This is a genomic window from uncultured Halovibrio sp., assembly GCF_913056445.1.
Taxonomy (GTDB): domain Bacteria; phylum Pseudomonadota; class Gammaproteobacteria; order Pseudomonadales; family Oleiphilaceae; genus Halospina; species Halospina utahensis_B.
This window is the reverse complement of the sequence record NZ_CAJXMA010000051.1, coordinates 1-20,410: the sequence shown is the minus strand read 5'-3', so window position 1 is coordinate 20,410 and position 20,410 is coordinate 1. Positions and strand designations below refer to the sequence as shown.

Here is a 20,410-nt window from a genome sequence, read left to right as displayed (position 1 = left end):
TGGAGGTGGGTGTAGAATTCCGAGGCGACCTGGAAGGCCTGATGGGCAAACCGGGTTTCCGGATTGTAGTCCACCGCCGGCTTCATGTAGAGCGCGCCCCGGCGTTCTGGGTCCGGCGGAGAGGGTGGGGCAGGATCCAGCACGGTTGCCTGTATGCCGCTCTCCGCAAGCCGGCGTGCCGCAAGGCTTCCGGCTACCCCGCCGCCGGCGATGATCACGCCCGGTTGTGGATCCGATGCATCATGAGAGGCCATTTGACGTTCCGTTACCTTTCATAAAGTTTAATTTCTGTACACGGATCACAGGCCGCGCCACTATGATCCCGGATTTTCGGATTGCACAACAAGAGGGTGGCATCCATGGCAACGCCCAGCTCCCAGCAGCTTGAGAAAAGCCGTCTCGGTCGGATCCTGGTCAATCGGGGCTACATCACCGACTATCAGCTCCAGGTGGCGTTGGAGGAACAGCGCGAATCCGGCGACAAGCTGGGTGCGATTCTCCTGCGGGCGGGCTGGCTTTCCGAGCGGGAGCTGCAGCGCACGCTGCGTCACCAGAACCGGTACCGTTATGCGGCAGCATTGACCGCCATGGTGATTACGCCACTTCAGCCGGTGGCTGCACTGGCATCGCCTACTCCGGCGCTGCCTGCCAAGGGGCCCCAGACCAGCAGCCAGCAGGTGCGCATCGACAGCGCCAGCATGCAGCCTCTGAGTGACAGTGAAATGGGGGGCGTTGTGGCCCAGGGGAGGGATACCTTCCCCGCGGGTGCGGTTCAGCTGTCCGCCATTCCGGCCTCCGATGCAGAAGCCGAAGACCAGGCTCTGGATGCCCTTGAGTTTACCGCCCGCACTTTCCTGCCTGCCATGAATTTTCTGGATGCGGACGTGACGGTGACAGGCGTGGAGTTCGGGCCGGATGGTCCCGGATTTGCCGTTGGCGAACAGGGTGGTGTGAGTCTGGCCATGCCGACTCATATCCATGAGATCCGTATGGAAGGCATCCGGGTGGAGGGTGCGCCCGCTTCCCATTCCATGGGGAACATCACCATGAGGAACATCCGCTTCTCCAGTGCCTCCAGCCTGACCATCAGGTCCCGCTGAGCCGGTTGCGGCATCAGGCGCTGGCGAATACCTGGCTGTGGGTAAGGCTCTGGGATTCGCCGGTGCTTCCGTAAAGCGCCTGCTGTTGGTCCACTCCGCGGATGATATCCGAGATACGGGATATGCGGCGCTGAAGGTGACCGAGGATTCGGCCATTGACGGCATTGCGGTGCTGGCATTCGCTGAGCTGCTTCTGGGCAGCTTCCCAGCGCTGCATCAGGAGTGAATCAGCGCCTGCCTGGTCACGGAGGTAATCGCTGACGGCCTGACCACTGTCCGGCCTGTATCCGAGCTGGGCAAGCAGGCGGATTTTCTGTTTCGCCCGTTCCCTGAGTGCATCAAGCAGTTCGTTTTTTTCACTGGTCGCCTGTTCCAGCTGCTGCATATCGTTGCCGGCCAGGGACCGGGGTTCCTGCTCCAGTACTTCGGCCAGCCGGGTGAGGTTGGCCTCGTCCTTTCTCAGCAGTTGATCCAGCGTTTCGAACGTTGTCTTGCGGTCAGTCATGGCGTTTTACCCGAAAATGCTGTCATCCACATCAAGCATTTTCTGGGCCAGTTTTTCGGCATCGACTGAGTAGGAACCGTCCTCAAGCGCTTCACGGATGCGGGACACCTTGGCGTCGTCCACTTCCGGCTGCTGCTGGAGCGTCTGCTCTGCAGCCTTGATGTTGCGTGCGTCCGGGCTCAGGTCCACGCGGGTGCTCTCGCGCGCCTGTGAGCCGCCTTCCGCGGGCTGCTGTGGCGTTTTCTGCCCCTGGGCGTCGTCACGCTGCCGCAGGGTCTGTTTCTGGGTGTTGAGGGCGTTGTTGTTGGCCCCATTGAAATCGATTGCCATGGCTTTCACCCCGTTCGGATCCGGATTCTCTGTGAATTGTAACGGCAGCGTGGCCGCAGACTTTAGCCTTGCGCGGCATTTTTTCATCACCAGGCATGGAACTGCCGCTTTTCGGCATGATCCTGCCGCTTCCGTTCAGTTGATCGCGACCCGTCCGGGCTCGGTGATCCGGCCGCGGACCCGGCGCCCCGAGTTTTCGTTGATCACTGGAATCTGTTCGCCCACGCGGCCACTGCGCTCGGCCTTGCCTCGGGTTGTGATGGAGAATGCATCGCTTCCTGCAGAGATGACTACGCGGTCGCCGCGCTCCACTGCCAATGGTTTCTCGACCATGTGCGGCGTGATCGGAGTACCCGCGCGGATGGTGCGTGTGGCCTGCATGCCGATCATGTGCTCGGGATCCCGGAACCCGTTGCGGCGCTGTTCGTTGAGGACCACCGGGCTTGAGCGCAGCATGTCCGGGCTGAGCCGTTCGCCACGGCCAATGGGCCGGTCCGCGACCCAGCCGTCCACCTGGATACGCACTGTCGCACTGAGAAAGATCCGCCAGGGTTGATCCCCCTGACAACTGACCAGCAGCGTGGTGCGCGTGGAGCGTTCCGGGTCACCAGCGAATTCGACCCCCAGCGCCTGCGGGCAGCGGTTGAGCGAGAGTCGGTTGTCCACGCTGCCAATGTCGTATTCAACCTCGCGCCCCTTTGCAGCCTGTTCCTTTGCAAAGGATTCCAGGAAACCGTCCGCCGCGTCCGTGATGCGTTCAGCGGTGGTCTGCTCCGGTTCCGAAGCCGTTGCCACCCCCGGAAGCAGCATGGCAGCCAGGAGGAGATAGCGGAAAACCGGCATTGGATTGGCGTTGGCGATGCGCATGGCGGTCAAAATGTCCTATCCTTGCGGGTAATCGGTGCCACGTTCGACCCGTGTCGGGGGTGGCACAACCCATACCGGCGAAAATCCGGCATAAGCCGGACGTTGTTCGCATTCTTCCGTTATGAAATGCAACAACCATGCCGGCTCATTATGACGGGCAGGACTATGGCGGGACTACTCGACAACGTGAATCAACGTACCCAGATGGTGGGGCAGAACCGGCTCGAACTGCTGCTGTTCCAGCTCAAGGGGGAGCAGTTCTACGGCATCAATGTGTTCAAGGTCCGGGAAGTGCTTCCCTGCCCGGCATTGACGGCAATTCCGCACAGCCACCCTGTGGTCCGGGGGGTTTCCTACGTGCGGGGTGAGACGGTGCCGATCATTGATACCGGTATGGCCATCGGCAGACAGCCGATTCCGGATGAGGAACTGTCAGAGTCGCTGGTGATCGTGTCGGAATACAACCGCAAGACCCAGGGGTTTCTTGTGCGCCGGGTGGAACGGATCGTTAACCTCAACTGGGAAGATGTGCACCCGCCACCCAAACGGGCCCGGGCGGAGTACCTCACGGCGGTCACCGAGCTTGAGGGAAAGCTCGTGGAGATTCTGGACGTGGAGAAGATCCTGGCGGAGGTGTCGCCCATTGATGACAGCGTGAGTGAATCCTTCCAGTCGACGCTGGATACCAGCGGTGATGCGGCAATGCGTGTGCTGGTCGCGGACGATTCCTCCGTGGCGAGAGGGCAGATCAGGCGCTGCATGGAAGCGGTCGGGCTTGAGGTCGTCATCTGCAATGATGGCCGCGAGGCGCTGGAATACCTGGAGTCACTGGTTGCGGATGGCAGCCCAATCCACGATCATCTGGCACTGATGATTTCCGATGTGGAGATGCCGGAAATGGACGGTTATACGCTGGTGACACACTGCAAGGACAATCCAGCTCTGGCTCCCCTGTATATCATGCTGCATTCGTCGCTCAGCGGTGTGTTCAATCAGGCCATGGTCCAGAAGGTCGGTGCTGATGAATTCATGGCCAAGTTCAATCCCAACGAGCTTGCGGAGCGGGTTATGGCAGTCATGGATAAGCAACAGCATATGCCGTCCTGACGGAGACGCCGACACCGATGAGTTCCGAGATCAGCCAGGAGGACTATCGCGCCTTCAAGGAGTTCCTGCAGGATGCCTCCGGCATTCTGTTGGGGGACAACAAGCAGTATCTGGTGAAAAGCCGTCTGCGGCGGATCATGACGGAGAACCGGTTCAACAGTCTTGGCGAGCTGGTTCAGCGCCTGCGTAAGCAGCCGCGCAGCGAACTGCGCGAGACCGTGATTGACGCCATGACCACCAACGAGACGCTCTGGTTCCGGGATACCCATCCGTTCCGCATTCTCGAGGAGCGGCTTCTGGGAGAGATGGCTGCGGAGAGCTCCAGCCAGCCCCTGCGGATCTGGTCAGCTGCCTGCTCGACCGGGCAGGAGCCGTACTCCATTGCGATGGTGATTGACGAGTACCGGCGCCGTAATCCCGGCCGCCTGCGCCGCCCCGTGGAGATCATCGCCACGGACGTGTCCAAGCCCGTGGTGGACGCGGCAAAGGACGGTATCTATGAACTGCTGGCCCTAGGGAGAGGTCTGTCCGCGGATCGTCAGAAGCATTACTTCACTCAGCTTCCGTCCGGGAGTTGGCAGGTCCGCAAAGAAATCCGTGACATGGTGACCTTCCGCGAACACAACCTGCTGGAGCGGTTCGGTTCCGGCAGGTTCGACATTGTCTTCTGCCGGAATGTGCTGATCTATTTCTCCAGTGATCTCAAGCACGACATCCTGGTACGCACCCACGGCATACTGAAGCGCGGTGGCTACCTGATCCTGGGTGCCTCCGAGTCGCTCAACGGGCTCAACCAGTACTACGAAATGGTCCAGTGCCGGCCGGGAATCATTTACCGCGCCAAGTGAGTGTTGCGTTCGGGCCACGTTTTGCGTACAGTCTGCGCCCATCAAACGCGGCGGGCCCTACAGCCCACACGCGTACCGATCAAAGGAGAGGTGTCCGAGTGGTCGAAGGAGCGCGCCTGGAAAGCGCGTGTACGTACTGCGTACCGAGGGTTCGAATCCCTCCCTCTCCGCCAATACAGAACCCGGCCATGTGCCGGGTTTTTTTATGTCGGGATCTTCTCCCCGAACTCCGCCATGGCCATCCCCGCCCGTGCCTCAGCGCTGTCCGGGGTGTTCTCCGGGGCCTCAATCCACTGAAGCCGGGGCAGAAGTCCCTTGCCATTGGCAATCTGGATGGCCAGGCCAGGCCGGGCGTTGAGCTCCAGCATCAAAGGCCCCCGGTTGCGGTCGACCACGATGTCGGCGCCCAGATACCCGAGTCCGGTCAGGTCATGGCAGCGGGCGGCGAGGGTGAGGAGGTTCTGCCAGTCCGGGATGGCGATACGGTTCAGGTCAACGCCGGTGTCCGGATGGCTGTGTACGCGCCTGGAGTGTTGTACCGCGTGTATGCAGCGGCCACTGGCCAGGTCCAGCCCGACGCCGATCGCGCCCTGGTGCAGGTTGGCTTTGCCGTCGCTGGCATGGGTTGAGAGCCGGAGCATGGCCATTACCGGTATCCCGCGGAAAATAATGACGCGGATGTCCGGGACGCCCTCGACGGACAGGGACTCGAAGTAGGGGTCCGCCTCGATAAGGTCCTCGATGATGACCGAGTCGGGGGCGCCGGCAAGGGAGTGCAGGCCTGCAAGAATGTTGGAGCAGTGACGCTGCAGGCTACCCAGCGTGAGGGCCTGTCCGGATGCCTTCAGGAACTGCTCGCCGTCGCGCTCCCGGATGACCATAATGCCTTTGCCGCCGGCCCCACGGGAGGGTTTGATGGCGAAACGCTCGAGTCCCCCGAGGCGCTTACCTAGATCGCGGACGCCATGCTGGGTATCGATGACATCGCGCAGGGTGGGTGTAGCCACCCCGTGCAGCATGGCCCGCTCCTTGGTGAGCTTCTTGTCGTCCACCAGCGGATAGAGGCGGCGCTCGTTATACCTGGAGATATAGGACACATTCCGGCGGTTCATGCCCAGCAGGCCATGGCTCCGGAGTGTGGCGGGAGACACCAGCATCAGTCCTTCTCCACCATCGAACGGAAACGGTAAAGCTCGGACAGCTTGTAGCCCGTGTACTGCCCGACGAGCAGGATCAGCGCGAGAATGATCAGGTGGACCTCAGGGAAGTTGAAGGTAAGGTGTCGGACCGTCGCCAGCTGCATGAGCCCATAGGCGGCAATGGCCACCAGCAGGCTGCCACCGCCCTGTATGGCGACTTCCCGGGCCCCCTGTTCCTCCCAGATCACCGACATCCGCTCGATGGTCCAGGCAATGATGATCATCGGGAAGAAGGTGATGGTCATCCCAAGGTTGATCCCCATTTCATGGCCAAAGACACTCAGCAGACCTGTCAGCAGCACCACAAGTACGATCATGGCGGCGATCCGGGCCACCAGCAGGAGGTTGAGGCGTGACAGATACCCTCTCAGGAGCAGTCCCAGCCCGACAATGGTCAGGAAGGCGGTGAGGCCCGGCAGCAGCGTTGTCTGGATGAAGGCCAGGGCAATCAGAACCGGCATGAAGGTGCCGGATGTGCGGATGCCGATCACGATCCGCATGAAGGCCACAACCAGGGCGCCCAGGGGCAGCAGCAGGAGGAGCTTCAGCATGCCCTGTTCCTCAATCGGCAGCTGGTAGAGGCTGATGTAACCCAGAGGCTGGTCGGCCGAGGTCTGGCTCTGGGCGAGGTCGAGGGCGGGAATGCTCTGGCGCATCATCGAGAAGCGCACCTGGGAGTTCTGCCCGCCCATGACATCCAGAACGGGCCCGCTGGTGCGGTGCCAGACCAGGGTATTGGGCGTGATGCCCTGCTGGCCACCGCGCTCCAGGTCATAGAGGTGCCAGGAATCCTCGATGTAGACGTCCACCAGCGGCTGGAGGCTCTGGTTGCGGCGGGCATCCTCCAGCTTCAGGCCCATGGCGAGACGGGCTGGGACACCGGACTGGTTGAGAAGGCGGACAACCAGCTGCTGGGGTGAGTGCTGGTCCAGCAGCAGTGCCGCGTTCTGGTCGTTGGGGCTCTGGACTGCCTTGATCAGTTCCCGGGTCAGGCTCGCCGGTGTACTGGAGCGCCGCCGGGCTGTTTCCAGCAGGTCGGCGGCGGCTGTGGCCTGGGGCTCCTCCCAGATGATCCGTTGGGGGTCAGAGGGAGCCTCGGTGTTGCCGCTGGGGCGGGGCGTTCCGTTCTTGCCCGGAGCGAACTGAACCTTGTAATAGAGGGTCTGGGGGCCCGTCGCTTGCCGCTTGGACCATTCGCCACGACGCCCCGTGGATTCAATGATGCGCGAGAACCCGTAACCCGGAGAGGCGGCCTGTTCGGAAATGATACGGTAACCCGGTGGGTCATTCGGGAGGCTCAGGCTTGCCAGCGTCTCGTCTCCCATGGCGACGAAATCGATGCGTGCCTCCACCAGCCAGACTGGCGTGTCGTTTGCTGGCAGCAGGGGAATCCCCAGGCGGTCATGCCGCAGCCACATCATTGACACACCAATGATGATCAGCACCGATACAGCGAGGAAGAAAAGTGGCTGTTGCCTCATTCTTCACCCTCGATGCTGCCGGCGGCCTCTTTCAGTTTATCGGGGTCACTGAGTATGAACTGTCGTGATACATCCACCGTGAACAGGTCCCTGAGGATGTTGCGCCCGATCAGGGCAGGGTAGGTCAGGCGTTCCCGGTTGCTCAGGGTGAACTCCGCAACCCGCTCAATCGAGCCGATGCGGTACTGGAGTTCAATCACTGCGCGCCTTTCATTCTCATCAGTGGATGCCTGGATGATCTCCACGAACCGTGACACCGGGCGTTCCAGTTCCATGGCGCCGCGGTCTGCGAAATGCTCGCCCGCCAGTGTGAAGCGGACATAGTCATCACCGTCGCGCTCAAAGAACTCGATATCCCTGGCGTCCAGGGATGAGGTATTGGCACCGGTGTCGATCCGTGCCTCAAAAAGATGATCCGGCGGCAGCAGGCGGATGCCCTCCACCGAACCGATGGTCGTGAGTCCGGAGCACTGTTCGTTCCCGTTGGCCGGGCCGGTGTTCAGGATCGGGCAGGTGTCGCCATCGTTGTTGGTGCTGCGGGATGCAAGATGACGGTTGGTGACGCTGCGCAGCCGCTCCATCTGGTCCTGGACATTGGCGAACCCCTGCTGCTGCTGTTCCGCCACGTTCCTGTTTCCGCTCAGCAGGGCGTTGAGCAATACCTGCTGGGAGGCCAGTTGATCCTGCTGTTGCGCCAGCTGCGTCTTGAGCACCCTGAGGTCACTTTCCGCTGTGGAGGAGGAAGTAAAATGGGTACAGCCGGCGCTTATCAGCGCCGCCAGTAAAATCAGGATGCGTGGCGCAGCTGGCATGGGGGTCCTCTATGCTGTGGTAATGTCCGTTAGACATGGGGGAGTATAGAGGCTGCACCTCTGTTTGACGATGGTTACCGCTTGAAGCGCGGGTTACGGCGGTGATAGACTCCGCGGTCTCAGCGCAGGCGGGATCAGCCGCCGGACTGAGCGCGATGGTGGTCCTGCTGGTGCCTTCGCAACGATAAACCGTGAACCCGGTCAGGCCCGGAAGGGAGCAGCCGTAGCGGTGGATTCGTGTGCCGGAGTGTCGCTGGCAGGCCACCCCCAGTTTTTCCTTTCCCGAGCTTTGCTCCCCGGCCAGCCCTCTGCTTGCCAGCCCAAGATAAGGCCGTGATAAGGTATCCCATCAGATAATGGATGGTCCGGCATGACGTATCAGGTACTTGCGCGCAAATGGCGCCCTTCCCGGTTTCAGGATCTTGTTGGTCAGGAGCACGTGCTCAGGGCGCTCGTGCACGGGCTGGATCAGGATCGGCTGCATCAGGCGTTTCTGTTCACCGGTACCCGGGGCGTGGGCAAGACCACGATCGGCCGGATTCTGGCGCGGTGCCTGAGCTGCGAGCAGGGCGTCAGCTCCAATCCCTGTGGCGAATGCGACAGCTGCCGTGAAATCCAGGATGGGCGGTTCGTCGACCTGATCGAGATCGACGCCGCCTCCCAGACCCGCGTGGAGGACATGCGTGAGCTGCTGGACAACGTCCAGTACGCGCCAACCCGCGGTCGCTTCCGCATATACCTCATTGACGAGGTCCACATGCTCTCCAGCCACAGCTTCAACGCGCTGCTGAAGACACTGGAGGAGCCGCCCGACCACGTTAAGTTCCTGCTCGCCACTACTGACCCCCAGAAGCTGCCGGTCACGATCCTGTCGCGTTGCCTGCAGTTCAATCTCAAGCGCCTGGGGCCGGAACTGATCGTATCCCATCTGGAGCACATCCTGGCCCAGGAAGGTATTGAGTATGAGAACAGTGCCCTCTGGCTTCTGGGGCGTGCCGCCGATGGCAGTATGCGCGATGCCCTGAGCCTGACCGACCAGGCGGTGGCATTCAGTGGCGGACGTCTGGAATCCGAGAGCGTCAGCCGGATGCTGGGCACCCTCGACCGGGCGGACATCTTCAGTATGCTGGATGCCCTGGTCCAGCGAGATGGCCAGACGCTGCTCAGGGAGGTAAACCGGATCGCGGAGTACGCACCGGATTACAGCGCGGTACTGGCGGACATGCTGGATGTGTTCCATCGAATCTCCCAGGAGCAGGCGATTCCTGGGAGCAATGACAACAGCCAGGGAGACCGGGAACAGGTCCGGACCCTGGCAGGTCAGTTGAGCGCGGAAGATGCCCAGCTGTTCTACCAGACGGCGTTGACCGCCCGGCGGGATCTGGCGATCACGCCGGATGCGCGCATGGGCTTTGAGATGGCACTTCTGCGCATGCTCGCTTTCCGGCCGGAGCCGGTTGCGACCCCACCGCAGGGTGGCCGCTCGGAGCCGGCGGCGGAGGCATCGGGCGCTCCCGCCGGGGAACCGGTATCCCCGCCGGAGCCCGAACCAGAACCCCAGCCCCAGCCTGAACCCGCTCCCGAGCCCGAACCAGCGCCGGATCCGGTGCCTGAACCAGAGCCGCCCATTCCTGAGGACGAGGCGGACCGGAATGCCGGGGAGGCATCACCAGCCACGGAGGCGCCCGAGACGTCGGCTGTCACCCCGGAGCCCGGTGTGGCGTCCGGTTTCGACTGGTGCCGTGACTTCGATCAGCTCCCCCTTCAGGGCATGCCGGCGACGCTGGCCGCGAACGCGGCCTGCCATGAGGAAGAAGGGGCCTGGGTTCTGACGCTGGCCGCCGGGCATTACCAGCTGCTGCATGAGCGTCACCAGCAACGGATCCGTGAGGCTGTTGGGGCTGTGGTCGGCAGTACCATTACCCTGGTCTTCCGTGAGGGTGAGCCGGGCCAGGCAACCCCGGAAACCCACCGGCAGGCGCAGATGGAAGAGGCGCAGGCGAATGCCGTCAGCGCCATTCACGGGGATCCCGTGGTGCAGCAGATTGTGGAGCGTTTCGGCGGCCAGGTTATTGAAGACAGTATAAAGCCTCCGCAGGCTTCGCCAGCGGCGGCATCAGACAGCAGAGAGGTGGCACGATGAAGGGTGGCATGAACGACATCATGAAGCAGGCGCAGCAGATGCAGGAGGACCTGCAGAAGGCGCAGGAAGAGATTGCCAAGGCTGAGGTTACTGGGGAGTCCGGTGCCGGCATGGTGAAGGTGACCATGAACGGGCGCCATGATGTGCGTAACGTGGACATTGATCCATCCCTGATGGACGAGGACCGCGAGGTTCTGGAGGACCTGATGGCGGCGGCGGTGAACGATGCCGTACGCCGTGTCGAGGAATACCAGAAGGAGAAGATGGGCAACATGACCCAGGGCATGGGCATGCCCCCCGGTTTCAACATGCCGTTCTGAGCCGGAGGGCCCATGAGTCTGAGTCCGCGTCTTGAGGCGCTGATTGATGCATTACAGTGCCTGCCCGGTGTGGGACGCAAGTCCGCCCAGCGCATGGCCTTCCAGCTCCTGGAGCGCGATCGTGCTGGGGCTGGCGCCCTGGCACGCCAGCTTGACGACGCCCTGGCCAACATCGGTCGCTGTGAGCGCTGCCAGACCTTTGCCGAGGACGCCCTGTGCCCGGTCTGTGCCGATGACAGGCGGGACAGTTCGCTGATGTGCGTGGTGGAATCGCCCGCCGATCTCGCCGCTATTGAGCAATCAGGGGATTACAGGGGCTACTACTTTGTACTGCTGGGGCATCTGTCTCCCATTGATGGCATAGGCCCCGAGGATATTGGGGTGGATCAGCTGCTGGCCCAGATCCATGAACGGGGGGTGACGGAACTCATCATGGCCACCAACGCTACCGTTGAGGGCGATGCCACCGCCCATTACATCGCGGACCGTGTGGATCCGGAAACAGTCACGATCACCCGGCCTGCCCAGGGTCTTCCCGTGGGAGGTGAGCTGGGCGGTGTCGATGGCGGTACGCTCAGTCATGCCCTGCGGGGCCGCCGGCCTTTCGCCGGGTAGTGGAGTCACTCATGGATCAACCCAACCCGGATCAGGTCGCCTGGCTGGACACCCCGCAACAGTTGGATGACTGGCTGGCTGATCTGCCGCCGGAGCATCCGGTTGGCATGGACTCCGAGTTCGAACGGGTGACCACCTTCCATGCGATCCCGGGTCTGATGCAGCTGGCCGCAGCAGGGGAGGTTGCGCTGGTTGAACCCGGGGCTGCCGAGGGCTCCGGGGTGCTGCGCAAGCTGTTGGAGGATGCGGACCGCTCGAAACACCTTTATGCCATGAGTGAGGACATCGAACTGTTCCGGGACTGGCTCGGTGTGCGTGTTCGTGGCGCACTGGATCTGCAGCTGGCGGCGGCTTTTGCCGGCCATGGTATGTCCGTGGGCTATGCCAGGCTTGTCGAATCCTGTCTCGGGGTGGCCCTAGGCAAGGGCGAAACCCGGTCGGACTGGCTGGCACGCCCGCTGTCCGATGCCCAGCTGTACTATGCCGTGGCCGATGTTCACTACCTGCGCCCGCTCCATGAGCAGCTTATGGAGCAGGTTGCGGCCAGAGGCTTCCAGGAGGCGCTGGCCGAGGAGAGCCGGACCTGGTGCGAACGTCAGAGCGTTGCTGATGCGCCTGAATCCTACTATCTGAGACTTACCGGGGCCTGGCGGCTGCGCCCGGGCAATCAGGCCGTACTGCGGGCGTTGTGCACCTGGCGTGAGCATCGGTGCCGGGAACTGGACCGTCCGCGTGGCCGGGTCATTGAGGACCGGCTTCTGATCCGCCTGGCCGAAGCGGTGCCGCGCAGCCGTAAGGCGCTCGCGGCCATAGAGGATATGCCCAGCGGGGTCGTGCGGCGTGAGGGTGATGCGCTTCTGGCGGTCATCTCAGAGGTGGTTGAGGGCCCGGAGCAGTCCCTAGAGCCCATACCGGCCCCTTTGACCCGCAGTGAGAAGAATCATTACCGAAACGTAAAGCGGATTCTGGCCGAGCAGGCGGAAAGCCTGGATCTGCCGCTGGAACTCATCGCTTCGAGGCGTTATCTTGAGCCAGCCGTCCGCACCGGCCTTCGTGAGGGCCGCCTGCCCGATCTTCTGACGCAGGGCTGGCGCGGCCGGGCACTGGCACCCCGCAGAGAGGAACTGGAAGCCTGTTTCCATGAGTGACAAGCACCTGATCAGCATTTACCGCAGCAGCAAGCGTGAAGGCATGTACGTGTTCGTGCCAAGGGAGACAGATCCGGCCACGCTCCCGTCATCACTGATGACCTATTTTGGCCTTCCGATTCATGCCATGGATCTGGTATTGACCCCAGACCGGAAGCTGGCACGGGCCAGTGCCAGTGATGTGATTGCGGCGATCGGGGACCAGGGCTTCTATCTCCAGATGCCCCCGAAGGAGACGGAGGTTACCGGTTAGGTCCATGGACATGCTGCTGACTGAATACAATATTGCCTGGGCGGTCTATCTGCTTGGCTTCCTGGTCGTCTACCGCTTCTGGGCTGTGATCGTGTGGTGGTTACCTCTGCGCATCCTCCGCCAGTTTCTCAAGGGTCTTTTCGCCGTGGTTCTGCTGACCCCGGTGGCCTCGGAGCGGGCCGCGGAATGGCTGGTGCCCGCGTGGTTGAATTTCTTCTATGCCGTGGTGCTTGAGCAGCCGGACGTGATGGGGCGCACCCTGTTTGTCTACGCACTCGCCGCCATTGTCATGGTGCTCGTGCTGGCCCTGGATTCCGGTTGGGCTCGCTACCGGCGCCGGAAAAGCTGAGACACCCGCTTTACCGGTGCTTTCATTCCACGGGATTCCTGCTATAGGTTGAGTGTAATCAACCGCTTTAATAAGGCCACCATGGGAAAGTCAGCGTCCAGATCGTTCCGCGCCCTCCTGACCATTCTGCTGTTCACGGTGACCGGGCTGGTGACTGCCCAGGCCCAGGAGCAGGCGTCCCAGACCCAGGCACCGGAGCTGCCCGATAATATCGATGTGCGGTTTGTGGTGGATGTTTCCGGGAGCATGAAGCGCACTGACCCCGACAATCTGCGGGGAGAGGCAGTGCCCATGCTCGCGGAACTCATGCCTGAAGGGGCCCGTAGCGGTCTGTGGACCTTTGCGCGTTATGTCAACATGCTGGTGCCTCTGGAAGAGGTTGATGACCAGTGGCGCCAGGAGATGCGCGATGCCCGCTCCCGTATCGGTTCCCCCGGCCAGTACACCCAAATAGGGCGGGCGCTGGAGACCGCCACTGAGGATTTCTGGCCTGGTGGGGGCTACGACAATACCCATGTGGTCCTGCTGACCGACGGTATGGTGGATGTGCCGGAAGGGGAGGAAGCCAGCCGGGAAGAGCGCCAGCGCATCCTTGACGACGTGCTCGGGCACTTCCGCGAGCACGGCGCGCGTCTGCATACGATCGCGCTCTCCGACGAAGCCGATCGGCCGCTGCTGGAGCAGCTCGCCGCCGAGACCGGGGGCCATCACGCCATTGCACGCTCCGATTCGGAGCTGATCAGCGCCTTTCTCTCCGCCTTTGGGGCAGCCTCTCCAACGGAAGAGGTGCCGCTTGAGAACAACGGCTTCTCGATCGATGACAGCGTGGATGAATTCACTGCCCTGATCTTCCGGGATGAGGGCAGTGAGTCCGCGGAGCTCGTTGATCCCTCGGGTAGCCGGGTGACGCGCAATAGCCTGCCGGAAGGGGCCCGCTGGCACCGCGCAGAGACCTATGACCTGGTGACCATTCCAGAGCCCGCTACCGGGCGCTGGGAAGTGGACGCCATGGTGGGCCCGGATAGCCGGATCAAGGTGGTGAGTGAGCTGCGCATGGCGGCGGGGGACCTGCCCTCGCGCTTCTTTGCTTCGGATATTCTGGATCTGGAAGTGGCTTTCTATGAAGACGGCGACAGGCTGACGGATGAGGATTTCCTCGGCGTCATGGATGTCCGTGCCGAGATCCGGAATGCGGAGGGTGACCGCCAGGGCACCGTCCGGCTTTCCGGCGACCGCGTTCCCTCAAATGGCGTCTTCAATGGCGAAATCCGAACCCTGACCGAACCCGGGCAATACGAGGTCCGCCTCATCGGTGAAGGCGAAACCTTCCAGCGCAGCCAGCGCCAGAAGGTAACACTGGCGCCGCCTTTTGACACGGAGATCCAGGGCCTTGGTACCGGCGATGACAGCCGATGGACCTTCCGGGTAATGCCACGGGATCCAGGTCTGGAGGCGGACAGTATCCAGGTTGAGGCTTCAGTGACAGGCCCGGATGGTGAAACACGGAAGCGTTCACTGGAGCCGGCCTCAGGCACCAGTGAGCGCATACTGACCCTCCATGGTGAGCGGGGTAACGGCACCTATCAGGTACGGCTCCGTATGCAGGCGGAAACCCAGGACGGGCGGGTGGTCTCCTTGGACACGCCGCCGTTCGCGGCGGAATTCCCGCGAACGGCGGATACGGCGGACTACCGGGCGCTCGAGCCTGAGCCTCGGCAGCCTGAACCGGCACCCGAGCCGGAGCCTGCGCCCGAGCCCGCGACCCCGTCCCAACCTGAACAGAAAGAGCCACTGTTTGATCCCGAGCCGGTTGAAGTGCCGGAAGAGACTCCCGAGCCGGAACAGCGGTCTGAGCCGGATGCCGGCATCAACTGGCTGCTCTGGGGCAGCGTTGGTGGCGGTCTGATCATTGGGCTTGGCGCCATCGCGGGCGGGTTCTGGTGGTGGCTGCGCCGGCGTGGTAATGGCGATGAACAGGAGACGGAGAAGCCCGAGTCGCCTGTTGGTCCTGAAACTGAACCGGCGGATGTGGTGGCCGAGCAGGAAGAGCCGGCTATGGAAGCGGATCTGGAGCCGGAGCAGCCGGAGGAGTTGGAGGGCGAGCCTGACAAGGATGAGGGAACCTCGCTTGCTGAAGCGGCGGCTGCGTACCAGGCCCAGCAGACGGGCCCCGGCGATGAAACAGCTTCCGAGCCGGAGACGGCGGTCCCCGAGGACTCGGCCGACACCGGCGCGGCTGAGGAGGCCATCCCCACAGTGGACGACATGGACACCATGGGCGCATCCGCAGAACCGGAGTCGGAACCTGACCCGGCGCCAGGAATGGACGCAGAATCAGTGCAACAGGAACAGGAACAGGAACAGGAAACGGAAGAAGCGTCGGATTCAGAGGCATCGCAGGCAACCGGTGAGGAGGATGAGGCCATCCCGACCCTTGGCGATGATGACGCCTCCGAGGAGCCGGAGGCCCTGGCTGACCAGATCCTGGAGGAGAATCAGCAGAGTGCTGATGAGGATGAGTTCTCGCTGGAGGACTTTGATATATCCGAATTTGACGACCTTCCGGACCAGGAGGACGAGGCGGATTCGGGAGAAGACGACGACGGCAATCGTAACCGCTGACGGTCACTGACCATTGCTGGACGGTGTTTCCGCCTTTGGGGCCAACCGCTTACTTGTTGGCCCCGACGCCCTGCCTATATACTTCGCACCTCGTAGAAGGCCGGACCCTGATTGAGCAGGGCTCCATGGCCGCAGGATTCCTGACTGAGGTGTTGCTGACATGAAATTTGAGGGTACCGAGAATTACGTTGCCACGGATGAGCTCCAGATGGCGGTCAATGCGGCCATCACGCTGGAGCGCCCGCTCCTGATCAAGGGCGAGCCCGGTACCGGCAAGACCATGCTGGCCGAGGAGATGGCGCGGGGCGTCGGCGCCGAGCTGATCACCTGGCACATCAAGTCCACCACCAAGGCGCAGCAGGGGCTCTATGAGTACGACGCGGTGTCGCGCCTGCGTGATTCCCAGCTGGGTTCCGACAAGGTTCACGACATCGGTAACTACATCGTCAAGGGCAAGCTCTGGGAAGCGTTCGAGGCGGACCAGCGGGCTGTGCTGCTGATCGACGAGATCGACAAGGCGGATATCGAATTTCCCAACGACCTGCTGCAGGAACTCGACCGCATGGAGTTCTATGTGTACGAGACGCAGCAGCAGGTGGTGGCCAAGCAACGCCCCATCGTGGTCATCACCAGTAACAACGAGAAAGAGCTGCCGGATGCCTTCCTCCGCCGCTGCTTCTTCCACTACATCGATTTCCCCGACCACGACACCATGAAGGAGATCGTGGACGTTCACTTCCCGGGCATCCAGCAACAGCTGGTGCAGGATGCGCTGGAGATCTTCTTCGATGTGCGCCGTGTTCCCGGCCTCAAGAAGAAGCCCTCCACCTCCGAGCTGATTGACTGGCTCAAGCTTCTGATGGCGGATGATCTGGCCCAGAAGGTGATCCAGGACAAAGACACCTCCAATGCACTGCCGCCGCTCTACGGTGCGCTGGTCAAGAACGAACAGGATGTGCACCTGCTTCAGAAACTGGCATTCATGGCGCGCCGGCGTCGCTGATACGCTGACCGAAGCGCGGATCCACTGACAGCGAGGGCCCTATGCTCATCGACTTTTTCCTGGAAGTGCGCCGTGCCGGAGTGCCGGCCAGCCTGAGGGAGTTTCTGGACCTGACCGAGGCGCTCCAGAAGCGCCTGGCATTTGCGGATCTGGAGGATTTCTACTTCCTGAGCCGCCTGTGCCTGGTGAAGGACGAGCGTCATTACGACAAGTTCGACCGGGCATTCGATGCCTATTTCAAGGGCATCGAGAACCTGGATGAACTGCTTGAGGCGCTGATTCCCGATGACTGGCTGCGCTCCGAGTTCGAGAAACACCTTTCCGAAGAGGAGAAGGCGCAGATCGACTCCCTTGGAGGCCTCGAGGAGCTGATCGAGACCTTCAAGAAGCGCATGGACGAGCAGACCGACCGCCACGAGGGCGGCAACAAGTGGATCGGTACCGGTGGTACGTCGCCCTTCGGCGCCAATGGCTATAACCCTGAAGGCTATCGCATTGGCCAGGAGAAAGGTCGACACGGGCGCGCGGTCAAGGTCTGGGAGAAGCGCGAATACCGGGATCTGGATGACAGCGTCACCATCAGCTCACGCAACATCAAGGTGGCGCTCAAGCGCCTGCGCAAGTTCGCGCGCGAGGGGGCCCCCGAGCACCTGGACATGGATGACACCATCCGCAACACCGCCCGCAACGGGGGGTACCTGGATCTGAAGATGGTCCCGGAACGCCACAACGCGGTGAAGGTGTTGCTGTTCTTTGATGTGGGCGGTTCCATGGACCCGCACGTGAAGGTCTGCGAGGAGCTGTTTTCGGCCTGCCGGGAGGAGTTCAAGCACCTGGAGTACTACTACTTCCACAACTTCGTCTACGAGGGTGTCTGGAAGGACAGCAGCCGACGTACCACCGAGATTACCCCCACCTGGGAGGTGATCAACACCTATCCGTCGGATTACAAGGTGATCTTTGTGGGCGACGCCACCATGGCGCCCTATGAGGTCAGCCATCCAGGCGGGTCGATCGAGCACTGGAACGAGGAGGCGGGCTCGACCTGGTTCCAGCGCCTTACGGACCACTTCAGCAAGGTGGTCTGGCTCAACCCGCTGCCCGAGGATTACTGGGGGCAGGGTGGTTCCCTGGGGATGATCCAGAAGCTGGTGGGCTTCCAGATGTACCCGATGACCCTGGAGGGGCTGGAGTCCGCGATGCGCTATCTCAGCCGCTGAGCCACATTGCACACGGATGACGTGACCGTAAAAAGGCTTTAAGATCCCGAGCCACAAAAACACTAATCAAACGACAGGTTACTCAGGAGATCCGTCATGGATATGGAGCAGTTTTTCAAAGAGAAGTACCCGTCAGATCTCTCCCGGGACGTGGACACGAACCAGTACAGCACCATGCTGGATGTGTTTGAGAAATCCGTGGCGCGGTTTGCGGACCGGCCCGCGTTCAGTGGTGTGGGCGTGACACTGACGTACCGGGATCTGGACCACTACAGCCGCGCTTTCGCAGCCTGGCTCCAGAATGAGACGGATCTCCAGCAGGGCGATCGCATCGCGATCCAGATGCCCAATATTCCCCAGTACCCGATCGCCATCTTTGGTGCCATGAGAGCCGGTCTGGTGGTCGTGAACACCAACCCGCTCTACACCACGCGCGAGATGGAGCACCAGTTCAACGATTCCGGCGCCCGTGCCCTGATCGTGCTGGCCAACATGGCGAGCAATGTCGAGAAGGTGCTGCCGAACACGGGTCTTGAGCACGTCATCGTCACCGAGCTTGCGGACCTGCACAAGCCGCTCAAGCGCAAGCTGATGAACACTGTGGTCAAGCACGTGAAGAAGATGGTGCCGGCCTACAGTCTGCCCAAGGCCCACGCCTTCCCGAAAGTGCTCAGGACCGGTGCCGGCCTGACCTACAGGCCCGTCAGCATCCAGCGCGAGGACATTGCGGTGCTGCAGTACACCGGTGGCACCACGGGTGTGGCCAAGGGTGCCATGCTGACCCACGCCAACCTCGTTTCGAACCTGCTGCAGGTCAAGCCGATGGTTGAGACTCAGATGGATGAGGGTAAGGAGGTGGTGGTTGCACCGCTGCCGCTCTACCACATCTACTCGTTCACCATGAACTGCGGTGTCATGCTGGAGAGTGGCAGTCACAGCATCCTGATCCCGAACCCGCGTGACATCCCGGGCTTCGTCAAGGAGCTGAAGAAGTGGCAGTTCACGGTGTTCATGGGCCTGAACACGCTGTTCGTGGCGCTGGCGAACAACGAGGAGTTCCGCAATCTGGATTTCAGTAACCTGAAGATCACGGTTGCCGGGGGCATGGCACTGACCAAGCCAACGGCGGATCAGTGGCAGCAGGTCACCGGGTGCGAGATCACTGAGGGCTATGGCCTGACCGAGACCTCGCCGGTGGTGAGCCTGAACCCGCTTGGAAACGCGCAGGTCGGCACTATTGGTATCCCGATCCCGGGTACTCTGATCAAGACCGTTGACGATGAGGGTAATGATCAGCCGGTCGGGGAGGCCGGCGAGCTCTGCGTTCATGGGCCACAGGTTATGAAGGGCTACTGGCAGCGCCCTGAGGAGACCAGCAAGTCCATTGACTCGGAAGGCTGGTTCCGTACTGGTGACGTGGCCATGATCCAGGAGGATGGTTTTGTTCGGATCGTGGACCGTAAGAAGGACATGATTCTGGTATCCGGTTTCAACGTCTATCCGAATGAGATTGAGGACGTTGTGATGGGGAATCCGAAAGTTCTGGAGTGTGCCGCCGTGGGCATTCAGGATGACAAGAGCGGTGAGGCGGTGAAGATCTTTGTGGTCGCGAAGGAGCAGGATGTGACCAAGGAGGAGATCATCAAGTACTGCCGTGAGAACCTGACGGCCTATAAGGTGCCGAAGCATGTTGAATTCCGGGATGAGCTGCCCAAGAGTAACGTGGGCAAGATTCTGCGGAAGGAGCTTCGGGACAGCTGATTGGGTTCAGCTGCCGTTACTTGGAAACCCCGTCTGGTTCAGGCGGGGTTTTTTGGTCTATGGATGCTCAAGATACAAGCCTGACGAGGGGCTGCCGGGCGGAGTGAGGAGGGGACTGTTGATCGGGAAACGCTGTAAATATCTTTTAGCTGCGCTATCCTGCTTCGCTAAAAGATCCTGGGCTTGCCTCCTGCAAGCCCGTTTGCGCTTAGTCGCGCAAACCCCAGTACGCTGCTCTTCCGCCATCCATGGCTCCAGAGCTTCCCGATTAACAGTCTCCTCCTCACTCCACCTTTGAGATCCTTGCATTCCGGAGCGCATCTTTCATTGACTGAGCAAAGTACTGATTGGCGAACACAGATCAAGCAATCCCTGGCTGACTGCCGGCAGTGGGAGACTGCGCGCATCCTTCGGCTGATGGGCAAGGGGGATCCGGATCCGAAAAACCGGGATCGGATTGAGGCCCTTCTGCAGGAGGGGCAGGAGGCGCTGGCGCGGCGGCGCTCGCTGGTCCCCTCCATTTCGTACCCCGAGTCGTTGCCGGTTTCGGAGCGGGTAGAGGATATCCGCTCGCTGCTGGAGCAGCATCAGGTAGTGATCGTTGCCGGTGAGACGGGGTCGGGCAAGACGACGCAGTTGCCGAAGATGGCGCTTGAGGCCGGGCGTGGCCGGCGCGGGCTGGTGGGGCATACCCAGCCGCGGCGGATTGCGGCGCGCACGGTGGCGC

The 20,410-nt window shown here is 61.8% G+C and carries 20 protein-coding genes, 1 tRNA gene, 1 other RNA gene and 1 pseudogene; 16 read left to right on the top strand and 7 right to left on the bottom strand.

Annotated features, from left to right (window positions below; genetic code table 11):
• Positions 1 to 254: pseudogene (locus QZ501_RS10580) on the bottom strand (hypothetical protein); the annotation flags it as partial.
• 105 nt (positions 255 to 359) lie between these two features.
• On the opposite strand from QZ501_RS10580, the gene QZ501_RS10575 reads away from it, so the two are divergent.
• Positions 360 to 1,100, top strand: coding sequence for a type II secretion protein ATPase (locus QZ501_RS10575; protein WP_295719331.1), 741 nt, complete (start codon positions 360 to 362; stop codon positions 1,098 to 1,100).
• 13 nt (positions 1,101 to 1,113) lie between these two features.
• Here the strand turns inward: QZ501_RS10575 and QZ501_RS10570 are convergent, their stop codons facing one another.
• The 3 genes from QZ501_RS10570 to flgA form a co-directional block, all read right to left on the bottom strand.
• The gene (locus QZ501_RS10570) at positions 1,114 to 1,605 is read right to left on the bottom strand and encodes a flagellar protein FlgN (RefSeq protein ID WP_295719329.1); all 492 of its coding nucleotides are present in this window, start codon (positions 1,603 to 1,605) and stop codon (positions 1,114 to 1,116) included.
• 6 nt (positions 1,606 to 1,611) lie between these two features.
• A complete protein-coding gene (gene flgM, locus QZ501_RS10565) occupies positions 1,612 to 1,935 on the bottom strand; it encodes a flagellar biosynthesis anti-sigma factor FlgM (protein ID WP_151440498.1) in 324 nt (107 codons plus the stop codon).
• 135 nt (positions 1,936 to 2,070) lie between these two features.
• Entirely contained in the window at positions 2,071 to 2,802 is a 732-nt protein-coding gene (flgA, locus tag QZ501_RS10560; protein ID WP_237416581.1) for a flagellar basal body P-ring formation chaperone FlgA, read from the bottom strand.
• A 165-nt stretch (positions 2,803 to 2,967) separates the two neighbouring features.
• Between flgA and QZ501_RS10555 the strand changes: the two genes are divergently transcribed.
• The 3 genes from QZ501_RS10555 to QZ501_RS10545 all read left to right on the top strand — a co-directional run bounded on the left by QZ501_RS10555 (position 2,968) and on the right by QZ501_RS10545 (position 4,930).
• Entirely contained in the window at positions 2,968 to 3,909 is a 942-nt protein-coding gene (locus tag QZ501_RS10555; protein ID WP_151440496.1) for a chemotaxis protein CheV, read from the top strand.
• Between the two features lie 17 nt (positions 3,910 to 3,926).
• Positions 3,927 to 4,757 (top strand): protein-glutamate O-methyltransferase CheR, encoded by an 831-nt coding sequence (locus tag QZ501_RS10550; protein ID WP_160899175.1) that lies wholly within the window; start codon positions 3,927 to 3,929, stop codon positions 4,755 to 4,757.
• Between the two features lie 84 nt (positions 4,758 to 4,841).
• Positions 4,842 to 4,930 (top strand) — tRNA-Ser (locus QZ501_RS10545).
• Positions 4,931 to 4,960: 30 nt separating this feature from the next.
• On the opposite strand, the gene QZ501_RS10540 is transcribed toward QZ501_RS10545, so the two are convergent.
• Genes QZ501_RS10540 through QZ501_RS10530 form a run of 3 tightly spaced genes read right to left on the bottom strand, consistent with a single transcriptional unit; the run spans position 4,961 to position 8,249 of the window.
• A complete protein-coding gene (locus QZ501_RS10540) occupies positions 4,961 to 5,914 on the bottom strand; it encodes an alpha-L-glutamate ligase-like protein (RefSeq protein WP_295719324.1) in 954 nt (317 codons plus the stop codon).
• The gene (locus tag QZ501_RS10535) at positions 5,914 to 7,437 is read right to left on the bottom strand and encodes an inactive transglutaminase family protein (RefSeq protein WP_295719321.1); all 1,524 of its coding nucleotides are present in this window, start codon (positions 7,435 to 7,437) and stop codon (positions 5,914 to 5,916) included. Before QZ501_RS10535 ends, QZ501_RS10540 begins: the two co-directional genes overlap by 1 nt.
• A complete protein-coding gene (locus QZ501_RS10530; protein ID WP_151440492.1) occupies positions 7,434 to 8,249 on the bottom strand; it encodes a RimK/LysX family protein in 816 nt (271 codons plus the stop codon). Before QZ501_RS10530 ends, QZ501_RS10535 begins: the two co-directional genes overlap by 4 nt.
• A 165-nt stretch (positions 8,250 to 8,414) precedes the next feature.
• Between QZ501_RS10530 and ffs the strand changes: the two genes are divergently transcribed.
• From ffs to QZ501_RS10470, 12 genes are all read left to right on the top strand, one after another.
• An RNA gene (ffs, locus tag QZ501_RS10525) (signal recognition particle sRNA small type) lies at positions 8,415 to 8,511 on the top strand.
• A 108-nt stretch (positions 8,512 to 8,619) separates the two neighbouring features.
• Positions 8,620 to 10,392 carry a DNA polymerase III subunit gamma/tau gene (dnaX, locus tag QZ501_RS10520; protein WP_295719319.1) on the top strand — a complete coding sequence of 591 codons (1,773 nt, stop codon included), beginning with the start codon at positions 8,620 to 8,622 and terminating at the stop codon, positions 10,390 to 10,392.
• Positions 10,389 to 10,712, top strand: coding sequence for a YbaB/EbfC family nucleoid-associated protein (locus QZ501_RS10515; RefSeq protein ID WP_151440490.1), 324 nt, complete (start codon positions 10,389 to 10,391; stop codon positions 10,710 to 10,712). Before dnaX ends, QZ501_RS10515 begins: the two co-directional genes overlap by 4 nt.
• A gap of 12 nt (positions 10,713 to 10,724) precedes the next feature.
• The gene (gene recR / locus QZ501_RS10510) at positions 10,725 to 11,327 is read left to right on the top strand and encodes a recombination mediator RecR (RefSeq protein WP_151440489.1); all 603 of its coding nucleotides are present in this window, start codon (positions 10,725 to 10,727) and stop codon (positions 11,325 to 11,327) included.
• A gap of 11 nt (positions 11,328 to 11,338) precedes the next feature.
• Positions 11,339 to 12,475 carry an HRDC domain-containing protein gene (locus tag QZ501_RS10505; protein ID WP_295719316.1) on the top strand — a complete coding sequence of 379 codons (1,137 nt, stop codon included), beginning with the start codon at positions 11,339 to 11,341 and terminating at the stop codon, positions 12,473 to 12,475.
• Positions 12,468 to 12,728 carry a YcgL domain-containing protein gene (locus QZ501_RS10500; protein ID WP_160899179.1) on the top strand — a complete coding sequence of 87 codons (261 nt, stop codon included), beginning with the start codon at positions 12,468 to 12,470 and terminating at the stop codon, positions 12,726 to 12,728. The genes QZ501_RS10505 and QZ501_RS10500 overlap by 8 nt, the downstream gene beginning before the upstream one ends.
• 10 nt (positions 12,729 to 12,738) lie before the next feature.
• Complete coding sequence (locus tag QZ501_RS10495; RefSeq protein ID WP_151440487.1) at positions 12,739 to 13,077, top strand: hypothetical protein; 339 nt, start codon at positions 12,739 to 12,741, stop codon at positions 13,075 to 13,077.
• 81 nt (positions 13,078 to 13,158) lie between these two features.
• On the top strand, positions 13,159 to 15,699 hold the full coding sequence (locus tag QZ501_RS10490) for a vWA domain-containing protein (RefSeq protein ID WP_295719314.1): 2,541 nt from the start codon (positions 13,159 to 13,161) through the stop codon (positions 15,697 to 15,699).
• A 160-nt stretch (positions 15,700 to 15,859) separates the two neighbouring features.
• Positions 15,860 to 16,702, top strand: coding sequence for a MoxR family ATPase (locus tag QZ501_RS10485; protein ID WP_077531241.1), 843 nt, complete (start codon positions 15,860 to 15,862; stop codon positions 16,700 to 16,702).
• Between the two features lie 41 nt (positions 16,703 to 16,743).
• Positions 16,744 to 17,922: a VWA domain-containing protein gene (locus QZ501_RS10480; RefSeq protein ID WP_160899182.1), complete on the top strand. Its 1,179-nt coding sequence runs from the start codon at positions 16,744 to 16,746 to the stop codon at positions 17,920 to 17,922.
• A 102-nt stretch (positions 17,923 to 18,024) separates the two neighbouring features.
• Positions 18,025 to 19,683 carry an AMP-binding protein gene (locus tag QZ501_RS10475; RefSeq protein WP_295719310.1) on the top strand — a complete coding sequence of 553 codons (1,659 nt, stop codon included), beginning with the start codon at positions 18,025 to 18,027 and terminating at the stop codon, positions 19,681 to 19,683.
• Between the two features lie 417 nt (positions 19,684 to 20,100).
• The coding region (locus tag QZ501_RS10470) for a hypothetical protein (RefSeq protein ID WP_295719333.1) at positions 20,101 to 20,410 on the top strand (310 nt) is incomplete at its 3' end.